A 20,888-nucleotide genomic window follows, 5' to 3' on the forward strand; every position below is an offset into this window, starting at 1 on the left:
AGTACCCCCTATTTAATAAAGAATCTTTGAATATCGTTCCAAGTTACAGCAACCATTAGTAATACTAAGATCCCCACACCAATTAATGAAATAATTGTTTCATATTCTTCAGGAATTGGCTTACGTCTGATTGCTTCGACAATGTTCATCACGATTTTTCCACCATCAAGGGCTGGAATCGGGATCAAGTTGACGATCCCTAAGTTTAGCGACAACATTGCCATAAATTGAATCACATATACGATCCCCAAATGTGAGGCCTGCGAGGTCATTGAATAGATCCCGACGGGTCCAGCAAGTTGATTAATATTAAAACCACCAGTCAACATCTTTCCTAGTTGAGTGAAAATGGCTTGAGTAGTTTGAAAACTAGAAGTGAAGCCGTATTTTAATTTGGCAGCTACAGAATTATCCAACTGGGCAGCCACACCGATCATACCGTATGTCTCCCCGCCACTTTTGACACTCTTAGGAACAACTGTAACTTTCTTCGTTGTATCCTTCGATTTAACAGTCAAAGTGGTTTTCTTATTAGGACGTGCTTGAATAGCAGTGATCAATTCGGTCCAGTTATCTGTTTTCTTCCCATTGACTGCTGTAATAGTATCATTTTGCTTTAAACCAGCTTTTTGAGCGACACTGTTATGTTGAATCTCACCTAACTGATTAGTATTAGTCAATACGCCACCGCTCATCATGAAAGCAGCTAGGATCGACAATACAATGGCTAAAACGAAATTATTAAAAGGTCCAGCAAAGTTAGTGATCATCCGTTTCCAGACCGAAACTGATTGAAGTTGAACATCACGAGGCGCAATTTGAACCTCAGTTCCGTCTTCTTCAACGATCGTGGCATCATGGTCGACCTCAAAACGCTTAGTTTCTGATTCATCACCGTTTTCGTAACCTTCGATAAACAAATCATCTACTAAATCTGCCTTGGAGATCTGTACCGGGACACCATTAGCGTCATAAACCTTGCTGGAGATAATAATTTTAGTCACTTTCCGATTATCGTCCATGACTAAAGAAGACATCGTCCCTGGTTTGATCTCAGAATCGTCGTCTTGTGACCCCGCCATTCTGACATATCCACCAAGGGGTAAGAGTCTTAATGTATAAGTTGTACTATTTTTGCGGTACGCGACGATTTTTGGTCCCATTCCGACCGAAAATTCACGTACCAAAATTCCTGACTTTTTGGCAGCAATGTAATGTCCAAATTCATGAACGATCACTAAGATACCAAAAACAATTATAAATGTAATTATCGCGGTCATTTTAACCTCCACGAAGCGATTAGACTAAACCAAAAATATGTAACATTGGTAAAACAATTAACATGCTATCGAATCTATCCAAAATACCGCCGTGGCCTGGCAAAATTTTACCCGAATCTTTGACCTTATAAAATCGCTTATAAGCCGATTCTATCAAATCACCAATTTGACCGAAGATCGAAAGCACGAATGCAATCATCAACATATCGATCATTGGATATTTTTGAGGGACAAAAATCATGTAGATCCCAGAAAAAATCAGTGCACAAATTATTCCGGCAATCGTACCTTCCCATGTCTTGTTAGGACTAATTGCTGGCCATAGCTTATGTTTACCGATTTTTCTACCGAATGTATAGGCAAAAATATCAGTTGACCAAACAACAATCAATGCGAATAGTAAAAGACCTAAACCGGCTTTGGAATTCCGAACGGATGCTAAATAATGGAAACCGATCCCGACATAAACCATAGTTATTGCCGAAATGGCTGAATCTTCAAAATTAAATTTATTCTTTGTAAAGACAGTGACCATCAACAACAGTACGACAAAGATATACATGATATCTAAGCGGCTGAATCCATTGGGCAACCACCCATTGTAAAAGTTCAATGGGACTGCTAAAGCTAAAGTACCTAAGATAGTAATAATGAAGTCGATTGACACTATTATACGCTTACGCATAATATAAATCTCAAAAACACCTACCATTGCTAAAGCACAAGCTGCGACCTCAAGCCAAATGCCACCAGCTAAAAGGATCGGGATAAAAATTGCTAATGCAATAACAGCAGTGATTACACGTTGTTTCATAATTTTCCCCCAAGTTAAACAGTGCCGAATCTTCGGTCCCTGTCATTGTAAATCTTAATATCATTAACTAAGTCATCTGATGTAAAATCTGGCCAATATGCATCATCGAATACCATTTCAGTATACGCCATTTGCCACAATAAGAAGTTAGAGATCCGCTCTTCCCCACTAGTTCTGATCAAAAGATCAGGATCAGAATATTCACCTAGTATATGCGTGAACAATTCATCAGAGAAAACTTTCTCATCGATCTGATCAGGTGAAAGTTCTCCCGCAATTGCTTTTTCAGCGATGATTTTAGTGGCATTAACAATTTCTGCACGTCCGCCATAGTTGAAAGCAAAATTGAGAATCATCCCAGTGTTGTCCTTAGTGTCTTCCATTGCCTTATCAACGACTTTTTTTGTCTTTGCGGGCAAATTATCTTTAAAGCCAGTGATTACGACGCGGATATTTTCTTTGATTAAATCAGGCATAAAAATCGAGAAAAAGTCCACTGGTAGTTTCATCAAAAAGTTGACTTCGGAACTTGGTCTCTTCCAATTTTCAGTTGAGAATGCGTATAAACTCAAGACTTTGACGCCTAGATTACTAGCAGATGTGGCGATCCGTTTAACGTTATTCATGCCTTCCTTATGACCGGCGATACGTGGTTGACCACTTCGCTTGGCCCAACGACCATTGCCATCCATAATAATGGCAATATGATCTGGTACGCGCAAATTGTTATTCTGCCCATCAATATTATTTTCTGTCATAACACGATCGTTCTGAAGGACTATCCTTCAGTGATTTCCTTTTCTTTTGATTCTGCTAATTTGTTGATACGATCAACAGCATCGTCAGTTACTTTTTGGATTTGGTCTTCGATATCATGAAAAGCATCCTCGGTAATATCACTATTCTTCAATTGTTTTTTGATAGAATCCATGCCCTCACGACGAACATTTCTAACAGCAACACGAGCGTCTTCTGCTTCTTTACCAACCTTCTTAGCAATTTCTTTTCTACGTTCACCAGTTAGTTGTGGAATCACCAAACGGATGACGTCACCATCATTAGCTGGATTCAATCCCAGGTCAGAAGAATTGATAGCGTGCTCGATAGCATCTAGTGCTGACTTATCATATGGTGAGATCAAAAGTACACGAGCTTCTGGAATATTAACAGAGGCAACTTGGTTTAATGGTACTAAAGTACCATAATATTCAACTTGTACGTTGCTTAAAATGGAAGCATTAGCTTTACCTGCGCGAATGTTAGCTAGCTCGCGGTTCAAGACTTCAATAGAACTGTTCATTTTTTCTTTAGATGTTGTTATCGCAATATTTTCAGCCATTTATTTTGTACCACCCTTTATAATTGTTCCGATATTTTCACCTTGAACAACTTTTCGGATGTTCTCGGCTTTGTTCAGATTGAAAACGATCAATGGAATGTTGTTATCCATTGATAATGATGAAGCGGTTGAGTCCATTACACCTAAGTTCTTGTTAATAATATCAAGTTGAGATAATTCGTCATATTTCTTTGCAGCTGGGTCTTTCTTTGGATCAGCAGAATAAACACCGTCAACATTATTCTTAGCCATCAAAATAACGTCTGCTTCTATTTCTGCAGCACGTAATACAGCTGTTGTATCAGTAGAGAAGTAAGGATTACCAGTACCACCGGCAAAAATAACCACACGACCCTTTTCAAGATGTCTTACGGCTCTTCTTCTAATGTATGGTTCAGCTACTTGGCGCATCTCGATCGATGTTTGAACTCGTGTAGGTACGTCTAACTGTTCCAAGCCATCTTGAAGAGCAAGTCCATTCATAACTGTGGCCATCATACCCATGTAATCTGCTTGAGCACGATCCATACCCATTTCGGCACCGGTCTCACCACGCCAGATATTTCCACCGCCACAAACAATGGCAATCTCAACACCTAGTTCATGAATACTCTTGATTTGTTCGGCAACTTGCTTGATAACTGGTGGATTGATCCCGAATCCTTTTTCACCAGCTAAAGCCTCTCCAGAAACCTTTAAAATAACTCGATTATATTTAATGTCAGGCATAAGTGCACTCCTTTGATTTTACTATTTAATATTTTAACATACTAGCCTATTTAAGTTTACCAACCGTATATTTTACATTAATTGTAGAGCGGATTAAAGCACATTTCACGTTATATCTTGATATTAGCTAACAAAAATGGAAAACGCTCCGCTACATGACAACTTCTAAACCGCAAGTTGCTACCCCTTGAATCTTCAGAGAGCGAATAAGCTTATCGTCTCGAATTCATTTTTAGATCAGATAGCGTATTAAGGGTGATTGTTTCCAAAGAAAAAGGACCGCTCAATTCTAATGAATTAAGCGATCCCCTCCATAACAAAATGATTATTTCATTTGATTTTTAACTTCTTCAGCAAAATCTTCTTGTTTCTTTTCGATACCTTCTCCAACTTCGAAGCGAACGTAATCAACAAGTTTTGAGTTCTTTGATTCAACAAATTGTTGAACTGTCATATCAGAATCTTTAACAAATTCTTGATCTGCTAAACTGATTTCTGAAAGGAACTTGTTAACACGGCCTTCAACGATACGAGGAATGATCTTTTCAGGTTTACCTTCAGCCTTTGTTTCTTCTGTGAAGATTTCCTTTTCATGTTCAAGAACATCACTAGGAACGTGGTCACGGTCAATGTAACGTGGGTTGATAGCTGCAACGTGCATAGCAACGTCTTTAGCAGCTTCTTCGTCTGAACCTTCAAGAATTGTAACAGCAGCAATCAAGCCACCATTGTGTAGGTATGAACCAAATACTTGTGAGTCTGTCTTGTCAAGCACTTTGAAACGTCTCAAAGTGATCTTTTCACCAATAACGGCTGTAAGACCTGTAACAGCATCTTGAATTGTACCTTCTGATACTTTAAGAGCTAATGCTTCTTCCATATCTTTTGGTTCGTTCTCAACAATAGCCTTACCGATCTCATTTACGAGAGCTTTGAACTTGTCGTTTGATGAAACGAAGTCTGTTTCTGAGTTAACCTCGATCACAGCAGCTTTGTTTCCTGACACTTCGATGTGAGCTAAACCTTCAGCAGCAATACGGTCACCCTTCTTAGCAGCTTTAGCAATACCCTTTTCACGAAGTTCATCGATAGCTTTTTGCATATCTCCATCAGCAGATACTAAAGCTTTCTTAGCATCCATCATACCGACACTTGTCTTATCACGTAATTCTTTTACTTGAGCAGCAGTAATTTTCGCAGCCATTAATAATCCTCCAGTCAATAAGAAAGTCATCTTCTCAGATGACTGATCTTAATTATTTGTTTTCGTTATCACTCTTATTATCATCGTTTTCGGCAACATTTTCAATGGATTCTGCTTGATCTGCTGAATCTTCTTTGGCAAAGTCATCAGTTGTAACTGAATCTTCACCTTGTTTACCTTCAACAATGGCATCAGCCATCTTAGAAACGATCAAACGTACGGCACGGATAGCGTCATCGTTTGATGGGATAATAACGTCGATTGGATCTGGATCTGTGTTTGTATCAACCATTGCAACGATAGGAATATTTAATTTCTTAGCTTCGTTAACAGCAATGTTTTCTTTGTGTGGATCAACGATAAACATAACATCTGGAATTCTTGGCATATCTTCGATACCACCAAGGAATTTCTCAAGTTTAGCTTCTTGCTTTTCAAGCAATGAAACTTCCTTCTTAGGTAGACGTTCGAATGTTCCGTCTTCTGACATAGCTTTGATTTCTTTTAATCTCTTAATACGTTTTTGGATTGTGTTCCAGTTTGTCAATGTTCCACCTAACCAACGATGGTTAACGTAGTATTGACCAGCACGTGTAGCTTCTTCAGCAATAGCATCTTGTGCTTGTTTCTTAGTACCAACAAACAAGAAGACACCGTCATCACCGGCAACGGCTTTCATATAATTGTAAGCATCGTCGATCATGCGTACTGTTTTTTGAAGATCAATGATATAAATACCATTTCTTTGTGTAAAGATGAAAGGCTTCATCTTTGGGTTCCAACGTCTTGTTTGGTGACCAAAGTGCACACCAGCTTCAAGAAGTTGTTTCATTGAAATAACTGACATAAAAATTTCCTCCTGGTTTTTCCTCCACTTAAATCTTTTCTACCCAAGACGGAATTTCCGCACCTTTGGATAGATCATTAAGTGTGTGTATTTTCAATACAAGCAAATATTATAGTGTAAAAAAGACATTAAATCAAGCATTAATCCCAACTAATTCCGTGGTTTCGTAACAATTGTTCTTTTTGTTTTCGTCCCAATTTCTTGATGGCCGCTTCTCTTTTTAACGCTTCAGACTTATCGTGTAATCTTTCTTGGTACAGTAAGCGAACCGGACGACGAACTTTGGTGTACTTGGCACCCTTACCTCTGTTGTGCGTTTTGACTCGCTTATAAACGTCGTTTGACGTGCCGGTGTAAAAAGTTCCATCTGCACACAATAACATGTACACAAAATATCCCTCATTAGTCTCACTCATTTAAAATCTCTTTAGCCTCCCGTGATAAAACATTACCATCATACATCACTAGATCGGGCAAGACCATTAAGGATGAGGATTTGTGTGTCTTGATACCATCAACTAAAACTAAGTTTGCAACATCAGTTTTGTGACTTCGAACAAAGCGTATCCTCTTTGGCTGAAGCTGATTAGCTTTCATGGCACTCAGCAGATCAACTAGCCGATCTGGACGAAAAACCATAAATAAATGACTATTTTCCTTCAATAAAATCATCGCTTGATGTAATATCTCATTAATGTTTGTCTTTAATTCATGACGAGCAATTGCTAACACAGGACTTTCTTTGATCTTGGTCTGATCACTCTTGGCAAAATATGGTGGATTGCAGACGATCGTGTCAATCGTATCGTGGTCAAGGTACTGCAACACATCTTTCACATCAGTATTGATCGATTTAACTTGATCATCCAATTTGTTATCAGTAATACTAGCTTGAGCGAGATCTGCCAACGGCTTTTGTAACTCAACTAAATAAATTTTTGCAGAAGTCTTTGCTGCTAGTGTTAGCCCGATGGCCCCATTTCCAGAGCATAAATCGACAATTTTGCCTTTTTTAGCTGGTTTTGCGAAGTTGTATAGTAAAATGGTATCCAGATTGAATGAATACAGGTCCTTATCCTGATTTATGACGATCCCACTCTTTGCTATAATATCTCTTGATATTTTAGTCATATGCCTACCTTTTAATATTCCTATTCATTTGGAGGAAAAATGTAAATGTTTTATAAATTCATTCGACAAGTTGCACGATTTGTTGTTTTCGTCGTCAACGGTCGTTTTAAAATAATTGGCAAAGAAAATTTGCCAGACAAACCTTATATTATCGTTGCCCCACATCGTACTTGGTGGGAGCCAATTTTCTTTGCATTGGCGATAAAACCGCGTGAAGCCACCTTCATGGCCAAAATCGAGTTATTCAAAAACCCGATCTTACGCTATATCTTAGTTCACGCCAATGCTTTTCCGGTCGATCGCAAGCACCCTGGTCCATCAGTTATCAAAACTCCCGTCAAAGCATTAAAGAAAAAAGGCCAAGTTTTGATTATGTTCCCTTCAGGAACTAGATACTCAGAGGAACTACGCGGTGGAGCCTCACTGATCGCAAAGCTTTCCAAAGCTCCACTAGTTCCGATGGTATACCAAGGACCTTTAACTTTTTCTGATCTATTGAAACACAAGCAAGTGACGATCGGGATCGGAAAAGAAATCGACTTTAATTTTAAAGCAAAACTCGATGACGAACAAACTAAAAAAGTAAATCAAGATATGGAAGACGCCTGGGCTAACGTCGATAAAGAAATCGACCCAAGTTTTAAATACATCCCAGATCCCAACAAGAAAAAGTTTGAAGATTAAACAAACACAGAGAGCGCAGCGAGGTTGGTCAGCTGCTGAGGATTAAGCACAGAGAGCGCAGCGGGGTCGGTCAGCTGCTGAGGATTAACGCATGTAGTCGCACAAGGTACGGCGTAGCCGTGCCGCGACTACATGTGTTAACCGGAGGCCGCTACCCCGCGGAGCTCGTTTCAACATCCTTGAGGATAAAACAAATAACCACTATCAAATTCACTGCAAGTTTTATCCATATAAATTAATAGCATTGTCGTCATTCAGCAAATTTAGCTAACAAACAAGGTAAACACAAATATGTGACAACCTCTCAACCGGAGGCCGCTACCTCGCGGAGCTCGTTTCAACATCCTTGAGGATTAAACAAATAACCACTATCAAATCCATTGCAAGTTTTGTCCATATAAATTAATAACATTATCCTCATTCGGCAAATTTAGCTAACAAACAGGGTAAACACAGCTATGTGACAACGTCTAAACCAGAAACCACTACCCTGCTCAGCTCGTTTCAACATCCTTGAGGATAAAACAAATAACCACCACCAAATCCACTGCAAATAGTATCTGGAAAAATTAATAGTTATATTACTATCCACCAATTTTAGCCACAAAACACTGACATGATTATTTCAACCCGACAAATCCGTTCTAACTAACAGTCCCTAAATCAAAAACCAATACTTTCTAGAATTAATGCCAACAAAGCGCAAAAAAAAGAGACCTCAGAAGGTCTCTTTTTTATTACCATTAATAAGAATTTTTACCAATATCAGTTCTGAAAAAGACATTAGTCTGATCAACTGTATCCAAATACGAGTAAATCTTATCCTGTGCATTTTGCAATGTATTGGCATGTGTTTTAACCACGTAGAGTCTACCACCATTGGTAACTAACTCATTGTCAAATTCACTAACACTAGCGAAATTTATTTTTAACTGTTGATCAATAAATTGTGATTTAGGTCCTATCGATTTACCGAGGATCGGAGCCGTGGGATAGCCTTTGCTAGCGACAAACACGCCCAGATCAACTCCTTGATCACGCCAAGAAATGTTATTGACATCCTCATTCTTGAGCAATTCAGAAATCACCTTTGACAAATCTGATTGAAGTCTTGGCAAGACAACCTCTGTCTCCGGATCGCCAAATCTCACATTAAACTCAATGACTTTTACACCATCTTTAGTCATAATCAGACCGGCATACAGTACGCCAGTGTAGTCAACACCATTTTTCTTCATGGCTTTAACAAACGGTTTTAAAATATCTTTGTATGATTGATAAACGACTTCACAGTCAATATTCTCAACCGGACAAATTGCCCCCATACCGCCTGTATTCAAACCAGTATCATCGTCAAAAGCACGCTTATAATCTTGGGCGATTGGCATTGGATAAAAATGATCGCCATTGACAAAAGCCATCAGTGAAAATTCCTCACCTTCGAGAAATTCCTCGATGATCACCTTATCAGTTTGGAACTTATGGTCAGTTAATAGTTGATTTAAAACATCAATTGCTTCACCCATATCTTTAATGATAAAGACACCCTTACCACTAGCCAAACCATTAGCTTTGACCACGATCGGAAATTGGTCTTTCGTCTCAACATATTCTAAAGCTTGACCAAGGTCTGTAAATTCTTCATAAAAAGCAGTCGGAACGTTTGCTTTCTTCATTAGTTCTTTAGCAAACGCCTTCGAGCCTTCGATTTGAGCAGCAGCCTTGTTAGGGCCAAAAATCTTGAGGTCACGACTTTCAAAGTAATCAACGATCCCTTCGACTAAAGGTTTTTCGGGACCAACGATCGTATATACGATATCGTTTTCGATCGCAAAATTAGCAAGTTTTTCAAATTCTAGTTCATCAATGCCCACGGTTTGAATGCCAAAAAGTCTCATTCCCGCATTTCCTGGTGCGCAAAACACATCATTAAATCGATCAGATTTACGTAAAGATTGGCATATAGCATCTTCTCGAGCGCCAGAGCCAACGACTAATATTTTCATTTTGTCCTCCTGGATTAGTGCTTGAAATGTCTTCTGCCGGTGCAGACCATGGCAATTCCGTATTTGTTTGCCATATCAATTGAATCTTGATCGTGAATCGAGCCACCTGGTTGAATAATAGCCGTGATTCCATGTTCAGCAGCAAATTGTACACAATCATCCATTGGGAAGAAGGCATCTGAACCCATGACGAATGGCTTCTTGATGTTGTCATTTTCTTCAGCTTCTTCAATTGCGATCTTAGCTGAACCGATCCGGTTCATTTGTCCTGCACCGATACCTAATGTCATATCAGTTGTAGTAACTGTGATGGCATTACTCTTAACGTGTTTGACTACTTTTTGGGCGAATAACAGAGCTTTCTTCTCTTCTTCAGTTGGTTGTTTCTCAGTTACGACTTCAAAGTCATCAGGACTGTCTATGACAGTGTCTCTTTCTTGAATCAACATGCCACCGAGAACTGAAGTGTACTCGAATTTATCAGCTTGCTTGGCTTTTGAAAAGTCTAAAGTCATCAAACGGATATTTTTCTTTGATTCCAAGATTTCCAAAGCTTTGTCAGTAAAACTTGGTGCGATCACGATTTCAAGGAAAATCTTGTGCATTTCTTCAGCGATTTTTTCGTCGACTTCACGGTTAACAACGATGATCCCACCAAAGATAGAGATCTTATCAGCAGCATAAGCTTTTTTCCAAGCTTCATAAATATCATTATCATCGATACCGATACCACAAGGATTCATGTGCTTTAGCGCTACGACACAAGGTTCTTCGAAGTCAGAAACGATCTTGATAGCTGCATCAGCATCACGGATATTGTTATATGACAATTCTTTACCGTGTAATTGTTTGGCAGAAGCTATTGAATAGTCAGTTGCCATTGAATTCTTGTAAAAAGCTGCTTTTTGGTGAGAATTTTCGCCATAACGAAGCGATTGCTTGAATTCTAATGGGATAGTCTTTGTTTCGGGGAATTCGATATCCGCAATATTAGTCAAGTAATTTGAAATAATACCATCATATTCAGCAGTGTGACGGAAAGCTTTCGCTGCCAATTTTTGTCTAAATGCAACTTCATCTTCTGTTCCGTTGTTGATTTCATCTAAAACAGAATTGTAATCGTCTTTATCAACTACCACATAGACACTTTCAAAATTCTTCGAAGCTGAACGAAGCATTGAAGGACCACCAATATCGATTTGTTCGATCGCATCAGGTAATTCCACGTTTTCCTTAGAAATTGTTTCTTTAAAGGGATATAAATTAACACAAACCAAATCGATCGTGTTGATATTTAATTCTTTTAACGTTTCCATGTGTTGTTTATTTGATCTCTTAGCTAGCAAGCCAGCATGGACCTTTGGATGAAGTGTTTTAACACGTCCATCTAAGATCTCGGGAAAACCTGTCACTTCATCAATTTCAGTTACTTTTAGTCCAGCATCTTCTAATTTTTTGTAAGTACCACCAGTTGAAATAATTGAATATCCTGCATCAATTAGTCCTTGTGCAAATTCTACGATTCCAGTTTTGTCTGAAACACTGATCAGAGCATTTTTCATTTTATGACCACCTGTTTTATTTATTTAATAATTCAAGTACTACTTCTGGATAAATCTGATGTTCTTTCTCATGCACTCTAGCTTCGAGAGTCTCGACTGTATCATCCGCAAATATCGGAACAGTTTCTTGGCGAATGATCGGCCCTGTATCGACTCCTTCATCAATATAATGGATCGTGACGCCAGTTTCTTTTTCGTGAGCATCAAAGGCACGTTCGATCGAATCCAAGCCGGAATATTTGGGCAATTTAGATGGATGAATATTAATGATCCTACCCGCATATTTAGAAAGTAATGTTGTTGTCACAACTTTCATATAACCAGCTAATAAAATGTATTCAATTTTAAGTGGTGCTAATTTATCAATAATCGCTTGCTCATAAAGATGTCGATCTGGATAATCTTTTAAACTATTTACATAAACCAGGATATTTCTTTTTTTTGCTTTATCAATGACCGGAGCGTTTACTTGATCACAAACCAATAACTCGATTTCTAATCCAGCGTCTTTAAGCTTTTGATCATCCGCTAAAGCTTCAAAATTTGTCCCATTTCCTGAAGCAAATATCGCTACTCTCATAAGCCACCTCCGGATAAAACAACAGCTTTGTCAGTTCGTTGTTCCACTTGGCCAATGTGAAAAGCTTGAAGTTGTTCTTGATTTAATCGATTTAAAATCGTGTCGACATCCTTTGCATCAACCGCTAAGATCATCCCTAGTCCCATGTTAAAAATATTAAACATGTCAGAAGTCTTGATTTTGCCATATTTTTGAACTACTTCGAAAATATCTGGTCGCTTCCAAGAATCGGCATCGATCACGGCAGCTAATTCATCAGGCAACATACGAGGAATATTTTCATCAAAGCCGCCACCAGTAATATGTGCGATCCCATTGATCAATTTATCTTCTAAAAGGGGAACGATCTCCTTAGTATAGATCCTAGTCGGTTCAAGCAATGCATCTCCTAGGTTGACCGTGGGCATTTCGGGCAAGTGAGTAACATAGTTGAAATCGTTGTCTTTGAAAAATATCTTTCTGATCAAGGAAAAGCCATTTGAATGCAAACCACTTGATGCCAATCCGATCAATTGGTCACCGGACTTAACATTGGCTTTGGTCAAGATATTTTCTTTTTCAACGATCCCGACTGCAAAACCGGCAAGATCATAATCGTTTCCTTGATACATGTCAGGCATTTCAGCCGTCTCACCACCGATTAAATCAACTTGGCCAATCTCACAACCATTCAAGATCCCTTTTAACACTTCTTTGATCTTTCCATCGACTTTTCCTGTGGCTAAATAGTCTAAAAAGTATTCAGGCTTAGCACCTTGAGCTAATAAATCATTGACACACATCGCAATACAATCGATCCCGACCGTATCGTATTTCTTTCCAGCAATTGAAATCAATAACTTTGTTCCCACGCCGTCATTGCTTGAGATAAGCACAGGATGTTTATAGCCTTCGGGGATCTCATACATGCCACCAAAGTTTCCAATGTTGGTCGCATTAGCATGTTTTTTTGCTAAATTCTTCTTAACAAATCCGGAAATTTCATAGCCAGAATTAACATTGACTCCAGCTTCTTCGTAAGGATTTCCCATGAAATTCTCCTTTTTAAAAATCTTCTGTAAGATTCTTTTCGTAATCATAAAGTGGTGTTGGATAATCGCCATTAAAATATGAAAGATCCAAACCATTGTATGGCGCATCATATTTTAGGCCAATAGCGTCGATCAAACCTTTTTCACTTAAAAAGGCCAATGAATCAGCACCAAATTTTTGACGCATTTCTTCAATCGATAAGTGAGCTGCGATCAATTCTTTACGATCTTGGATATCGATACCATAAAAACTTGGATACTTGAATTGTGGTGAAGCGATCCGTAAGTGAACTTCTTTAGCGCCAGCATCTTTGAGTAACTTAACAATAAAGGCACAAGTAGTCCCACGAACGATCGAGTCGTCTACCAAGACAACCCTTTTACCTTCGACGACACCTTTGACTGCGGCTAATTTTTGACGAACAGCTTTTTCACGTAACTCTTGGCTAGGTTGAATGAATTCTCGCCCCATATATTGGTTCTTGATCAATCCCATTTCGTATGGCAAGCCACTGCCTTCGGCGTAACCGCTAGCTGCTGAAAGAGACGAATTAGGGACTCCGACAACGATATCAGCCTCAGCTGGTTGTTCACTAGCTAAGATCTTACCCATGCATTTACGAGCCGTATGTACGTTAACACCTAAAATATTTGAATCCGGACGTGCAAAGTAAATATATTCCATGGAACAAATTGCCATGGTAGTATCATCAGTCCAAGAATCAACTGTCATTCCTTCGTCGTTGATGATCGTCAATTCACCTGGTTTCACATCACGAACAAAGGTAGCTTCTACGGCATCTAAGGCGCAGGTTTCGCTGGCAACAACATAACCACCATCAGGTAATTTACCAATTGACAACGGTCTAAATCCATGTGAGTCCAATGCTAAGATCAATGAATCTTCAGTAAGCATCAAGTAAGCAAAACCACCTTTGATCTGACGGAGGGATTCTTTGATGCGATCAATTTGATTAGCTTGTTGTGAGTGGCGGATCAAGTGAACTAATACTTCTGAATCTGAACTTGATTTGAAAATATCACCTTTTTGCTCCAGTTCTTTTTTCAAGGTAAATGCATTCGTTAAATTACCGTTGTGAGCGAGGGCAAATTGTTGATCAGTGAAATCAAATAATAGTGGTTGCACATTCTCGATCTTATTGCTGCCGGCAGTTGAATAACGGACATGCCCGATGGCTGAAGTACCAGTCAGCGAATTTAACAATGATGGTTTGTAAAAAACTTGTGTCAGTAATCCTAAATTACGGTAACAATTGAGTTTGCCATTATCATTAGTGACGATCCCGGCACCTTCTTGGCCCCGGTGTTGTAAGCTGTGGAGTCCTAAATATGTTAAATAATTGGCGTTTTTTGATCCCCAAATTCCGAATACGCCACATTCTTCATTTAATCCCTTTATTTCATTAAGCAAGGTATAGCCTCTTTCCAATTCTTCAATGCCTCATTAAGGTCCAATTCAGCATCAGAATTACTTGTTGTTAGTCGTAATGTTTGTTCATTAGAAACTTTACCTAATAACTCAATGTCGTTTGCAAATAAGCTTTCAATTACGGATTCCTTCTCAGTTGGAACACTGATCAAAAATCTTCCCGTGGTTTCAGAAAAGACAGCTTCACTTGATAAGTCCGTTTTAACGTCAAACCCTAATTGATTTTCAAAAGCTGCTTCAGCTAAAGCAACTACTAAACCACCTTCTGACACATCGTGACAACTAGCGATCAAACCTTGCTGAATAGCTTTTAGCATGTTGTCTTGGATAGCTTTCACTTTGGATACATCAATTGAATTCAAGCCACCGTTAACATCGCCAGTTTGCATCAATTGAAGTTCTGATCCATTAAAATCATCCTTGGTAGTTCCTACTAAGTAAATCGTGTCTCCAGGATTTTTGAATCCTTGTGTGGTCACATTATCCAAGTCTTTAGTTAGACCAACCATGCCGATCATTGGACTTGGATAAATTGCTTCTTCATTGAATTCGTTGTAAAGGGAAACATTACCAGAAATAACTGGTAATTCTAAGTTCTCACAAACGGATGCCATCCCTTCAACGCTACGATTAAATTCCCAAAAAATCTCTGGCTTTTCAGGATTTCCATAGTTCAAGCAATCAGTGATCCCAATGGGCTCTGAACCTGAAGCAATCAAGTTAGCAGAAGCTTCGATTATTGCAATTTGGCCACCAACGTATGGATCAACATAAACTAATTTAGAGTTACCATCATTAGTCATCGCTAAAGCTTTTCTAGTGCCCCTAACGCGAACGACTGCTGCATCACTACCAGGTTTTACTACGGTATTTGCCTTGATCTGTGAGTCGTATGTCTTGTAAAAATATTCTTTTGAAGCAATATTTGGTTGCTTCAACATCTTCAACCAAGTCTTAGCTAAAGAATCGACTTTAGGTTGATACTGATCATGATAATTATCTGACAGTAAGCGTTTTGGAGTTTGTCCTTGATGAACATATTCAGGAGAGTCATCGACCAAACCAGCTACAGGAATGTCTGTTACAAGTTCGCCGTGCTGATAGATCTTATACTGTTTGTCAGAAGTAACTTTGCCAATGACCACTGCATCTAAGCCCGTATTATTGAAAAATTTAATAATTTCATCTCGATACTCTGGTTTAGCACACAACACCATTCTTTCTTGTGATTCTGAAAGCATGATCTCATAAGGTGTCATATTTGTTTCTCGTTGTGGAACTTGATCGAGTTCTAATACTAGACCACTGGAGGCTTTCGAAGCCATTTCGGCTGTTGAAGAAACTAAGCCAGCAGCTCCCATGTCTTGAATACCCATGATCCAATCAGAATGCTCTTGAACTAATTCAATACAAGCATCCATCAAAAGCTTTTCCATGAAGGGATCGCCCACTTGAACAGCGGAACGTTGAGACTTGTTCTCATCAGTGAACTCATCGGAAGCAAAAGTTGCCCCGTGGATCCCATCTCGACCAGTCTTGGCACCAACATAAATAATTAAATTGTTTTCACCTTTAGCTTTACCATATTTAATATCCGAATTATTGATCAAGCCGACACACATTGCATTTACGACAGGGTTATTCTTATATCTATCTTGGAAAGAGATCTCACCGCCAACAGTCGGGATACCGATACAATTTCCGTATCCACCGATACCGGCAACGATCTCACTAGCTAAATACTTGGTATGTTCATCAGTCAAATTACCAAATTTCAAACTATTAAGCATAGCAATAGGAGTTGCCCCCATCGAGAAAATGTCACGAATGATACCACCGACACCAGTAGCTGCTCCTTGATAAGGCTCAACAGCAGATGGGTGATTATGACTTTCAGCTTTGAAAACGACTGCTTGATTGTCATCAATATCGATAATACCGGCATCCTCTCCTGGGCCAGCCAAAACTCGTTTACCTTTATTGGGGAATTTTCTCAAAACGTGCTTTGAATTCTTATATGAACAATGTTCGCTCCACATTACTGAAAATAATCCTGCTTCGGTGTAGTTCGGCAAACGATGAAGAATATCATCGCAAATGATCTTAAATTCAGCTTCACTTAATCCCCAAGCTTTGTAAAGCTTTTGTTCGTTTATCATTGTGGCTGTTGGTTCTGTCATTTATTGATTCACCCTATCCATATGATTTTTTAAAATTGATTGGAACATTTTCAAACCGTCGTCTGATCCAACTAAAGTTTCCAGTGCTCGTTCGGGGTGTGGCATCATCCCTAACACATTCTTTTCTTTATTAGTGATCCCAGCAATTTGATCAACACTTCCATTAATATCTGATTGATATTTAAAGGCAATTTGGTCATTTTGCTTTAATTCATTTAAAGTTTGCTCATCACAGTAATAATTTCCTTCACCATGAGCTACGGGAATATCGATCACTTGGTTTGCCGAATATTCTGAAGTAAATTGTGTTTGATTGTTTATTACTTGTAATGAGACAGTTTCACAAATGAACCGATTATGGTTGTTTTTGATGAGAGCTCCCGGCAATAATCCGATCTCTGTCAAAATTTGAAAACCATTGCAAATGCCTAAAACTGGTTTCCCTTCTGCTGCCATTTGTTTGATAGCAGGGATTATCGGTGCATGACCAGCAATAGCGCCACTGCGCAAATAATCTCCATATGAAAATCCACCAGGGATCAAAACTGCATCAAATCCTGACAAAGAAGTTTCTTGAAAATTAACCAGCTCTACTTCTTCATTGATCCCATCTTTAATTGCGAAGTAAAGGTCTTTATCACAATTGGAACCAGGAAATACAACTACAGCAAATTTCATTAGACTTCCTCCGATTGTACGAATTCATAACGGTAAGTTTCCATATTAGGATTTGCCAGTAGGTCATCACAAATTTTCTCAATATCTTCTTTGACTGTTGGTGAATCGCCATCAACAGTGATCTCGAAATACTTTCCCATACGGATATCTTGGACATCATTAAAACCCATTCCGTGAACGGCTTTTTTAACTGCCTCACCTTGAGGGTCAAGGATCGATTTCTTGTACGTTACGTATACTTTTACTAAAGTCATTTATTTAGCTCCTTCTAGTCTGTTAAGTACCTTTTGGTATGTTTCCACTAAATCAGCTTGATTCTTTCTGAAAACATCTTTGTCCAATGAAGTATGGGTATTGTGATCCCACAAGCGGCAGTTATCAGGAGAAAACTCATCAATTAGGATGATCTCCCCATTTACACGACCAAATTCCAGTTTAAAATCAACTAGATCAAGTGAATCTTGAGCGAATAATTTAATCAAAAGCTGATTTATCTTGCGAGTTTGGTCCTTGATGTAATTAAGTTCATCCTCAGTAGCAATTTCAAGCGATGTGATCTGATTATCATTGATAAAAGGATCATCTAAAGCATCACTCTTGTAATAAAATTCAATAATTGGTTCAGGTAGATTCTTTCCTTCTTCGAGAGCAAATTTCTTAGCAAAGCTTCCTGCTATTTTGTTGCGTAAAACAACTTCGACAGGAATCAATTCAGTTTTTAAAACTAATTGTTCGTGATCAGACAAGTTCTTAACTAAATGTGTCTTTATACCGTTTTTGATCAAGTAATCAAAAATATAAGATGAGATCTTGCAGTTAAGTTGTCCTTTACCAGGGATATGTTCTTTTCTTTCACCATTAAAGGCAGTGGCTTGGTCTTTGTAGACCATCAATAATTCTGAATCGTTATCGGTACTGAAAACATCTTTAGCTTTACCTGAATAAATTAATTGCTCTGACATAATATCTCCTATTTTCTTTTCCAAATTGGATCATTGTGAATTTCATCTTTAGTTGCTTCAATGTCGTCGGTCAAAATGGTGATATGTCCCATCTTCCGGTTTGGCTTTGCAACATCCTTGCCGTAATCATGAAAATACCATTCCACATGATCTTGAATCTTCTTCTTTGCTCGATAAATGTGTTGACCAAGTAAATTGACCATAATTGCTGAATTAAAAAGTTTGACTTTAGGCATCGGCCAATTGCAAATCCCTAAAATATGCGTATCAAATTGTGAGACATTGCAACTTTCGATAGTTAAATGTCCCGAATTATGAGGCCTTGGAGCAATTTCATTTACAAAAACCTCATGATCAGTTGAAATGAAGAATTCGATACACATCGTTCCAACAAGATTAAGTTCCTTAGCAATCTCACGCGCTACTTGTAAGCATTTTGCTTGTGTTTCATGTTTGATCATCGCCGGACAATTACTAATGTGCAAAATATTGTTATGGTGTTCATTCTCGATCACGGGAAAAACAGAATGCTCTCCCTTTTGGTTACCAGAGATCACCACTGAAACTTCCTTAAAGAGGTCGATCTGCTGTTCCAAAATACAAATACCGGTATTTAATAATTCTTGGATATCGTCTTCGGAATAACTTTGATCTTCAATACGGATCTGACCTTTTCCATCATATCCACCTTCAACAGTTTTCAAGATAGCTGGCAGACCGATCTCATCGATCGAGCGACGAAATTCGTCCATCGATTTGACGATATGGTGCTTCACCACTGGAAAGCCATTTTCAGACAAAAAGTCCTTTTCCCGGATACGATTTTGAGTTACAACCAATGCTTTCGTTCCCTGAGGAACGTCAGTATATTTCTTAACGATGGCAATGGCCTCAGCATCGACATTCTCAAATTCATAGGTCAAAACATCAACACGTTGCGCCAATTTGATCAAAGCTGGTAAATCACTATATTCAGCTACGATCTGTTCGTCAGCAACTTGAGCTGCCGAACAATTTGGCGTTGGATCTAAAACTAAAACTTTAAAACCTTTCTCTTTTGCGGAAGCGGCCATCATTTGGCCTAACTGACCGCCTCCGATGATTCCGATTGATTCTCCAGGTAAGTGAAGTTTATCCAAGTTGCTTCCCACTTTCTATCGACTTATTTCTCATCGATTCTGTGTATTTGATCAAGGACTCTTGATAACTAGGTTCATTCAAAGCACAAATCTTTGTTGCCAATAAAGCAGCATTAGTTGCTCCTGCTTTACCGATCGCCATAGTAGCTACTGGAACGCCACCAGGCATTTGCACGATCGACAACAATGAATCCATCCCTTTTAAAGCGTGCGAGTCAACTGGTACTCCGATAACCGGTAAGATCGTTGTAGCTGCGATCATTCCTGGTAAGTGAGCTGCTCCCCCGGCACCAGCAATAATTACTTTGTATCCATTATCTGATGCCGTCTTACCAAAATTGATCATTTCTTCAGGCATACGATGCGCTGAAATAACATTAACTGAATGACTGACACCCAGTTCTTCCAAAACATCAATTGATGCTTGCATTGTCTTAAGGTCAGAAATCGACCCCATAATAACTGCTACGTCTTTCATAAGTCATCTTCTTCCTTTCTGCATGTTTTAAGTCTATCAAGATTAATTTTCATTTTCAAGTAATTTACGTATGATATTGTTAATTTATTCTAGAATGTTCGTTTATTATAATTAATAAATCCGTATTAAAAAAATTATATATATTTAGTTCGTATTTTAATGATAAATTTAAAATGGTATAAAAAAAATCCCGGTACAGTCAATCTGTACCGGGAGATAAAAATATTATTTATTTTTCTTTTGTTGTGCTTTCATTGATGCCATAACTTGATTAAGCTTCTTTTGTGAAGGCTTTTGCCCCATTTGCGACATCATTTGTTTGACCATGTCAGCACTAATTGGTGGATTATCTTGGAAGTACTTCTTCATATACCATCTGGCAATGAAAAACCCGATAACAACCCCAACTAGGATACCGATGATCGCAGCAATAATTATTGGCCACATACGCAATTCATCCTTTCCATACCCTAATAATATTACATTACTTCAAGATCAATTAAAAGACTAATCGTCTCTTAAGCCTTTTTCACGTTGAATTTTACGAACTTTTTCAGGTGTAACCTCATTCCCCTTTTTGTCGAAGACCCGCATGTTTTCGATCTGAGTCTTAAAGCCAGCTCGGAAGTTCTCTAAGTACTCTTTTCTAAGGGCACGTTGTTGCTCTTCTTCTTCTTTGGTAATGGTACCTGCCTTAGCCTTATGAGCCAAGTCATTCAATTTTGCAATCAGTTTTTCTTGATCTGTCATATTTCACACTCCAATAACCGAACACTTGTTTGAATTATACCATT

At 38.6% G+C, this 20,888-nt stretch carries 23 protein-coding genes; 1 reads left to right on the plus strand and 22 read right to left on the minus strand.

The features are described from left to right. Nucleotides 1–8: 8 nt before the first annotated feature. The 9 genes from rseP to EKM78_RS01995 form a co-directional block, all read right to left on the minus strand. A complete protein-coding gene (gene rseP / locus EKM78_RS01955) occupies nucleotides 9–1,280 on the minus strand; it encodes an RIP metalloprotease RseP (protein ID WP_125768598.1) in 1,272 nt (423 codons plus the stop codon). Between the two features lie 19 nt (nucleotides 1,281–1,299). After that, the gene (locus EKM78_RS01960; protein ID WP_125768600.1) at nucleotides 1,300–2,094 is read right to left on the minus strand and encodes a phosphatidate cytidylyltransferase; all 795 of its coding nucleotides are present in this window, start codon (nucleotides 2,092–2,094) and stop codon (nucleotides 1,300–1,302) included. A 14-nt stretch (nucleotides 2,095–2,108) separates the two neighbouring features. Beyond that, nucleotides 2,109–2,852, minus strand: a complete 744-nt coding sequence (locus tag EKM78_RS01965; RefSeq protein ID WP_164507156.1) for an undecaprenyl pyrophosphate synthase — start codon at nucleotides 2,850–2,852, stop codon at nucleotides 2,109–2,111. 20 nt (nucleotides 2,853–2,872) lie between these two features. Further along, nucleotides 2,873–3,433, minus strand: a complete 561-nt coding sequence (gene frr / locus EKM78_RS01970; RefSeq protein ID WP_125768603.1) for a ribosome recycling factor — start codon at nucleotides 3,431–3,433, stop codon at nucleotides 2,873–2,875. Next, nucleotides 3,434–4,162 (minus strand): UMP kinase, encoded by a 729-nt coding sequence (gene pyrH, locus EKM78_RS01975; protein ID WP_125768606.1) that lies wholly within the window; start codon nucleotides 4,160–4,162, stop codon nucleotides 3,434–3,436. 325 nt (nucleotides 4,163–4,487) lie between these two features. Then, a complete protein-coding gene (tsf, locus tag EKM78_RS01980; protein ID WP_125768609.1) occupies nucleotides 4,488–5,366 on the minus strand; it encodes a translation elongation factor Ts in 879 nt (292 codons plus the stop codon). Between the two features lie 52 nt (nucleotides 5,367–5,418). Then, the gene (gene rpsB, locus EKM78_RS01985) at nucleotides 5,419–6,213 is read right to left on the minus strand and encodes a 30S ribosomal protein S2 (protein WP_125768612.1); all 795 of its coding nucleotides are present in this window, start codon (nucleotides 6,211–6,213) and stop codon (nucleotides 5,419–5,421) included. Between the two features lie 140 nt (nucleotides 6,214–6,353). After that, on the minus strand, nucleotides 6,354–6,629 hold the full coding sequence (locus EKM78_RS01990) for a GIY-YIG nuclease family protein (RefSeq protein ID WP_125768615.1): 276 nt from the start codon (nucleotides 6,627–6,629) through the stop codon (nucleotides 6,354–6,356). Then, nucleotides 6,622–7,344: a tRNA1(Val) (adenine(37)-N6)-methyltransferase gene (locus EKM78_RS01995; protein WP_125768618.1), complete on the minus strand. Its 723-nt coding sequence runs from the start codon at nucleotides 7,342–7,344 to the stop codon at nucleotides 6,622–6,624. The genes EKM78_RS01990 and EKM78_RS01995 overlap by 8 nt, the downstream gene beginning before the upstream one ends. A 45-nt stretch (nucleotides 7,345–7,389) precedes the next feature. On the opposite strand from EKM78_RS01995, the gene EKM78_RS02000 reads away from it, so the two are divergent. Beyond that, complete coding sequence (locus tag EKM78_RS02000; protein WP_125768621.1) at nucleotides 7,390–8,028, plus strand: lysophospholipid acyltransferase family protein; 639 nt, start codon at nucleotides 7,390–7,392, stop codon at nucleotides 8,026–8,028. A 743-nt stretch (nucleotides 8,029–8,771) separates the two neighbouring features. On the opposite strand, the gene purD is transcribed toward EKM78_RS02000, so the two are convergent. From purD to EKM78_RS02065, 13 genes are all read right to left on the minus strand, one after another. Then, complete coding sequence (gene purD, locus EKM78_RS02005) at nucleotides 8,772–10,034, minus strand: phosphoribosylamine--glycine ligase (RefSeq protein WP_125768623.1); 1,263 nt, start codon at nucleotides 10,032–10,034, stop codon at nucleotides 8,772–8,774. A 14-nt stretch (nucleotides 10,035–10,048) separates the two neighbouring features. Further along, nucleotides 10,049–11,596: a bifunctional phosphoribosylaminoimidazolecarboxamide formyltransferase/IMP cyclohydrolase gene (gene purH, locus EKM78_RS02010; RefSeq protein ID WP_125768626.1), complete on the minus strand. Its 1,548-nt coding sequence runs from the start codon at nucleotides 11,594–11,596 to the stop codon at nucleotides 10,049–10,051. A gap of 16 nt (nucleotides 11,597–11,612) precedes the next feature. Next, a complete protein-coding gene (gene purN / locus EKM78_RS02015; protein ID WP_125768629.1) occupies nucleotides 11,613–12,176 on the minus strand; it encodes a phosphoribosylglycinamide formyltransferase in 564 nt (187 codons plus the stop codon). Then, complete coding sequence (gene purM, locus EKM78_RS02020; protein WP_125768632.1) at nucleotides 12,173–13,207, minus strand: phosphoribosylformylglycinamidine cyclo-ligase; 1,035 nt, start codon at nucleotides 13,205–13,207, stop codon at nucleotides 12,173–12,175. Before purM ends, purN begins: the two co-directional genes overlap by 4 nt. 13 nt (nucleotides 13,208–13,220) lie before the next feature. Then, on the minus strand, nucleotides 13,221–14,639 hold the full coding sequence (gene purF / locus EKM78_RS02025) for an amidophosphoribosyltransferase (RefSeq protein ID WP_125768635.1): 1,419 nt from the start codon (nucleotides 14,637–14,639) through the stop codon (nucleotides 13,221–13,223). Next, the gene (gene purL, locus EKM78_RS02030) at nucleotides 14,624–16,837 is read right to left on the minus strand and encodes a phosphoribosylformylglycinamidine synthase subunit PurL (RefSeq protein ID WP_125768638.1); all 2,214 of its coding nucleotides are present in this window, start codon (nucleotides 16,835–16,837) and stop codon (nucleotides 14,624–14,626) included. Before purL ends, purF begins: the two co-directional genes overlap by 16 nt. Beyond that, on the minus strand, nucleotides 16,838–17,515 hold the full coding sequence (gene purQ, locus EKM78_RS02035; RefSeq protein WP_125768641.1) for a phosphoribosylformylglycinamidine synthase subunit PurQ: 678 nt from the start codon (nucleotides 17,513–17,515) through the stop codon (nucleotides 16,838–16,840). It lies immediately after the preceding gene. Continuing rightward, complete coding sequence (purS, locus tag EKM78_RS02040) at nucleotides 17,515–17,769, minus strand: phosphoribosylformylglycinamidine synthase subunit PurS (RefSeq protein ID WP_125768643.1); 255 nt, start codon at nucleotides 17,767–17,769, stop codon at nucleotides 17,515–17,517. Before purS ends, purQ begins: the two co-directional genes overlap by 1 nt. Then, on the minus strand, nucleotides 17,770–18,477 hold the full coding sequence (purC, locus tag EKM78_RS02045; protein WP_125768646.1) for a phosphoribosylaminoimidazolesuccinocarboxamide synthase: 708 nt from the start codon (nucleotides 18,475–18,477) through the stop codon (nucleotides 17,770–17,772). 8 nt (nucleotides 18,478–18,485) lie between these two features. Then, the gene (gene purK, locus EKM78_RS02050) at nucleotides 18,486–19,616 is read right to left on the minus strand and encodes a 5-(carboxyamino)imidazole ribonucleotide synthase (RefSeq protein WP_125768649.1); all 1,131 of its coding nucleotides are present in this window, start codon (nucleotides 19,614–19,616) and stop codon (nucleotides 18,486–18,488) included. Next, nucleotides 19,609–20,094 carry a 5-(carboxyamino)imidazole ribonucleotide mutase gene (gene purE / locus EKM78_RS02055; RefSeq protein ID WP_125768651.1) on the minus strand — a complete coding sequence of 162 codons (486 nt, stop codon included), beginning with the start codon at nucleotides 20,092–20,094 and terminating at the stop codon, nucleotides 19,609–19,611. The genes purK and purE overlap by 8 nt, the downstream gene beginning before the upstream one ends. A 225-nt stretch (nucleotides 20,095–20,319) precedes the next feature. Further along, on the minus strand, nucleotides 20,320–20,541 hold the full coding sequence (locus EKM78_RS02060; RefSeq protein ID WP_125708143.1) for a YneF family protein: 222 nt from the start codon (nucleotides 20,539–20,541) through the stop codon (nucleotides 20,320–20,322). Nucleotides 20,542–20,601: 60 nt separating this feature from the next. Further along, entirely contained in the window at nucleotides 20,602–20,844 is a 243-nt protein-coding gene (locus tag EKM78_RS02065; protein ID WP_125708141.1) for a DUF896 domain-containing protein, read from the minus strand. Nucleotides 20,845–20,888: the final 44 nt, after the last annotated feature.

The sequence above is a fragment of the Companilactobacillus furfuricola genome (assembly GCF_003946325.1).
In the GTDB taxonomy this organism is placed as follows: Bacteria; Bacillota; Bacilli; order Lactobacillales; family Lactobacillaceae; genus Companilactobacillus; species Companilactobacillus furfuricola.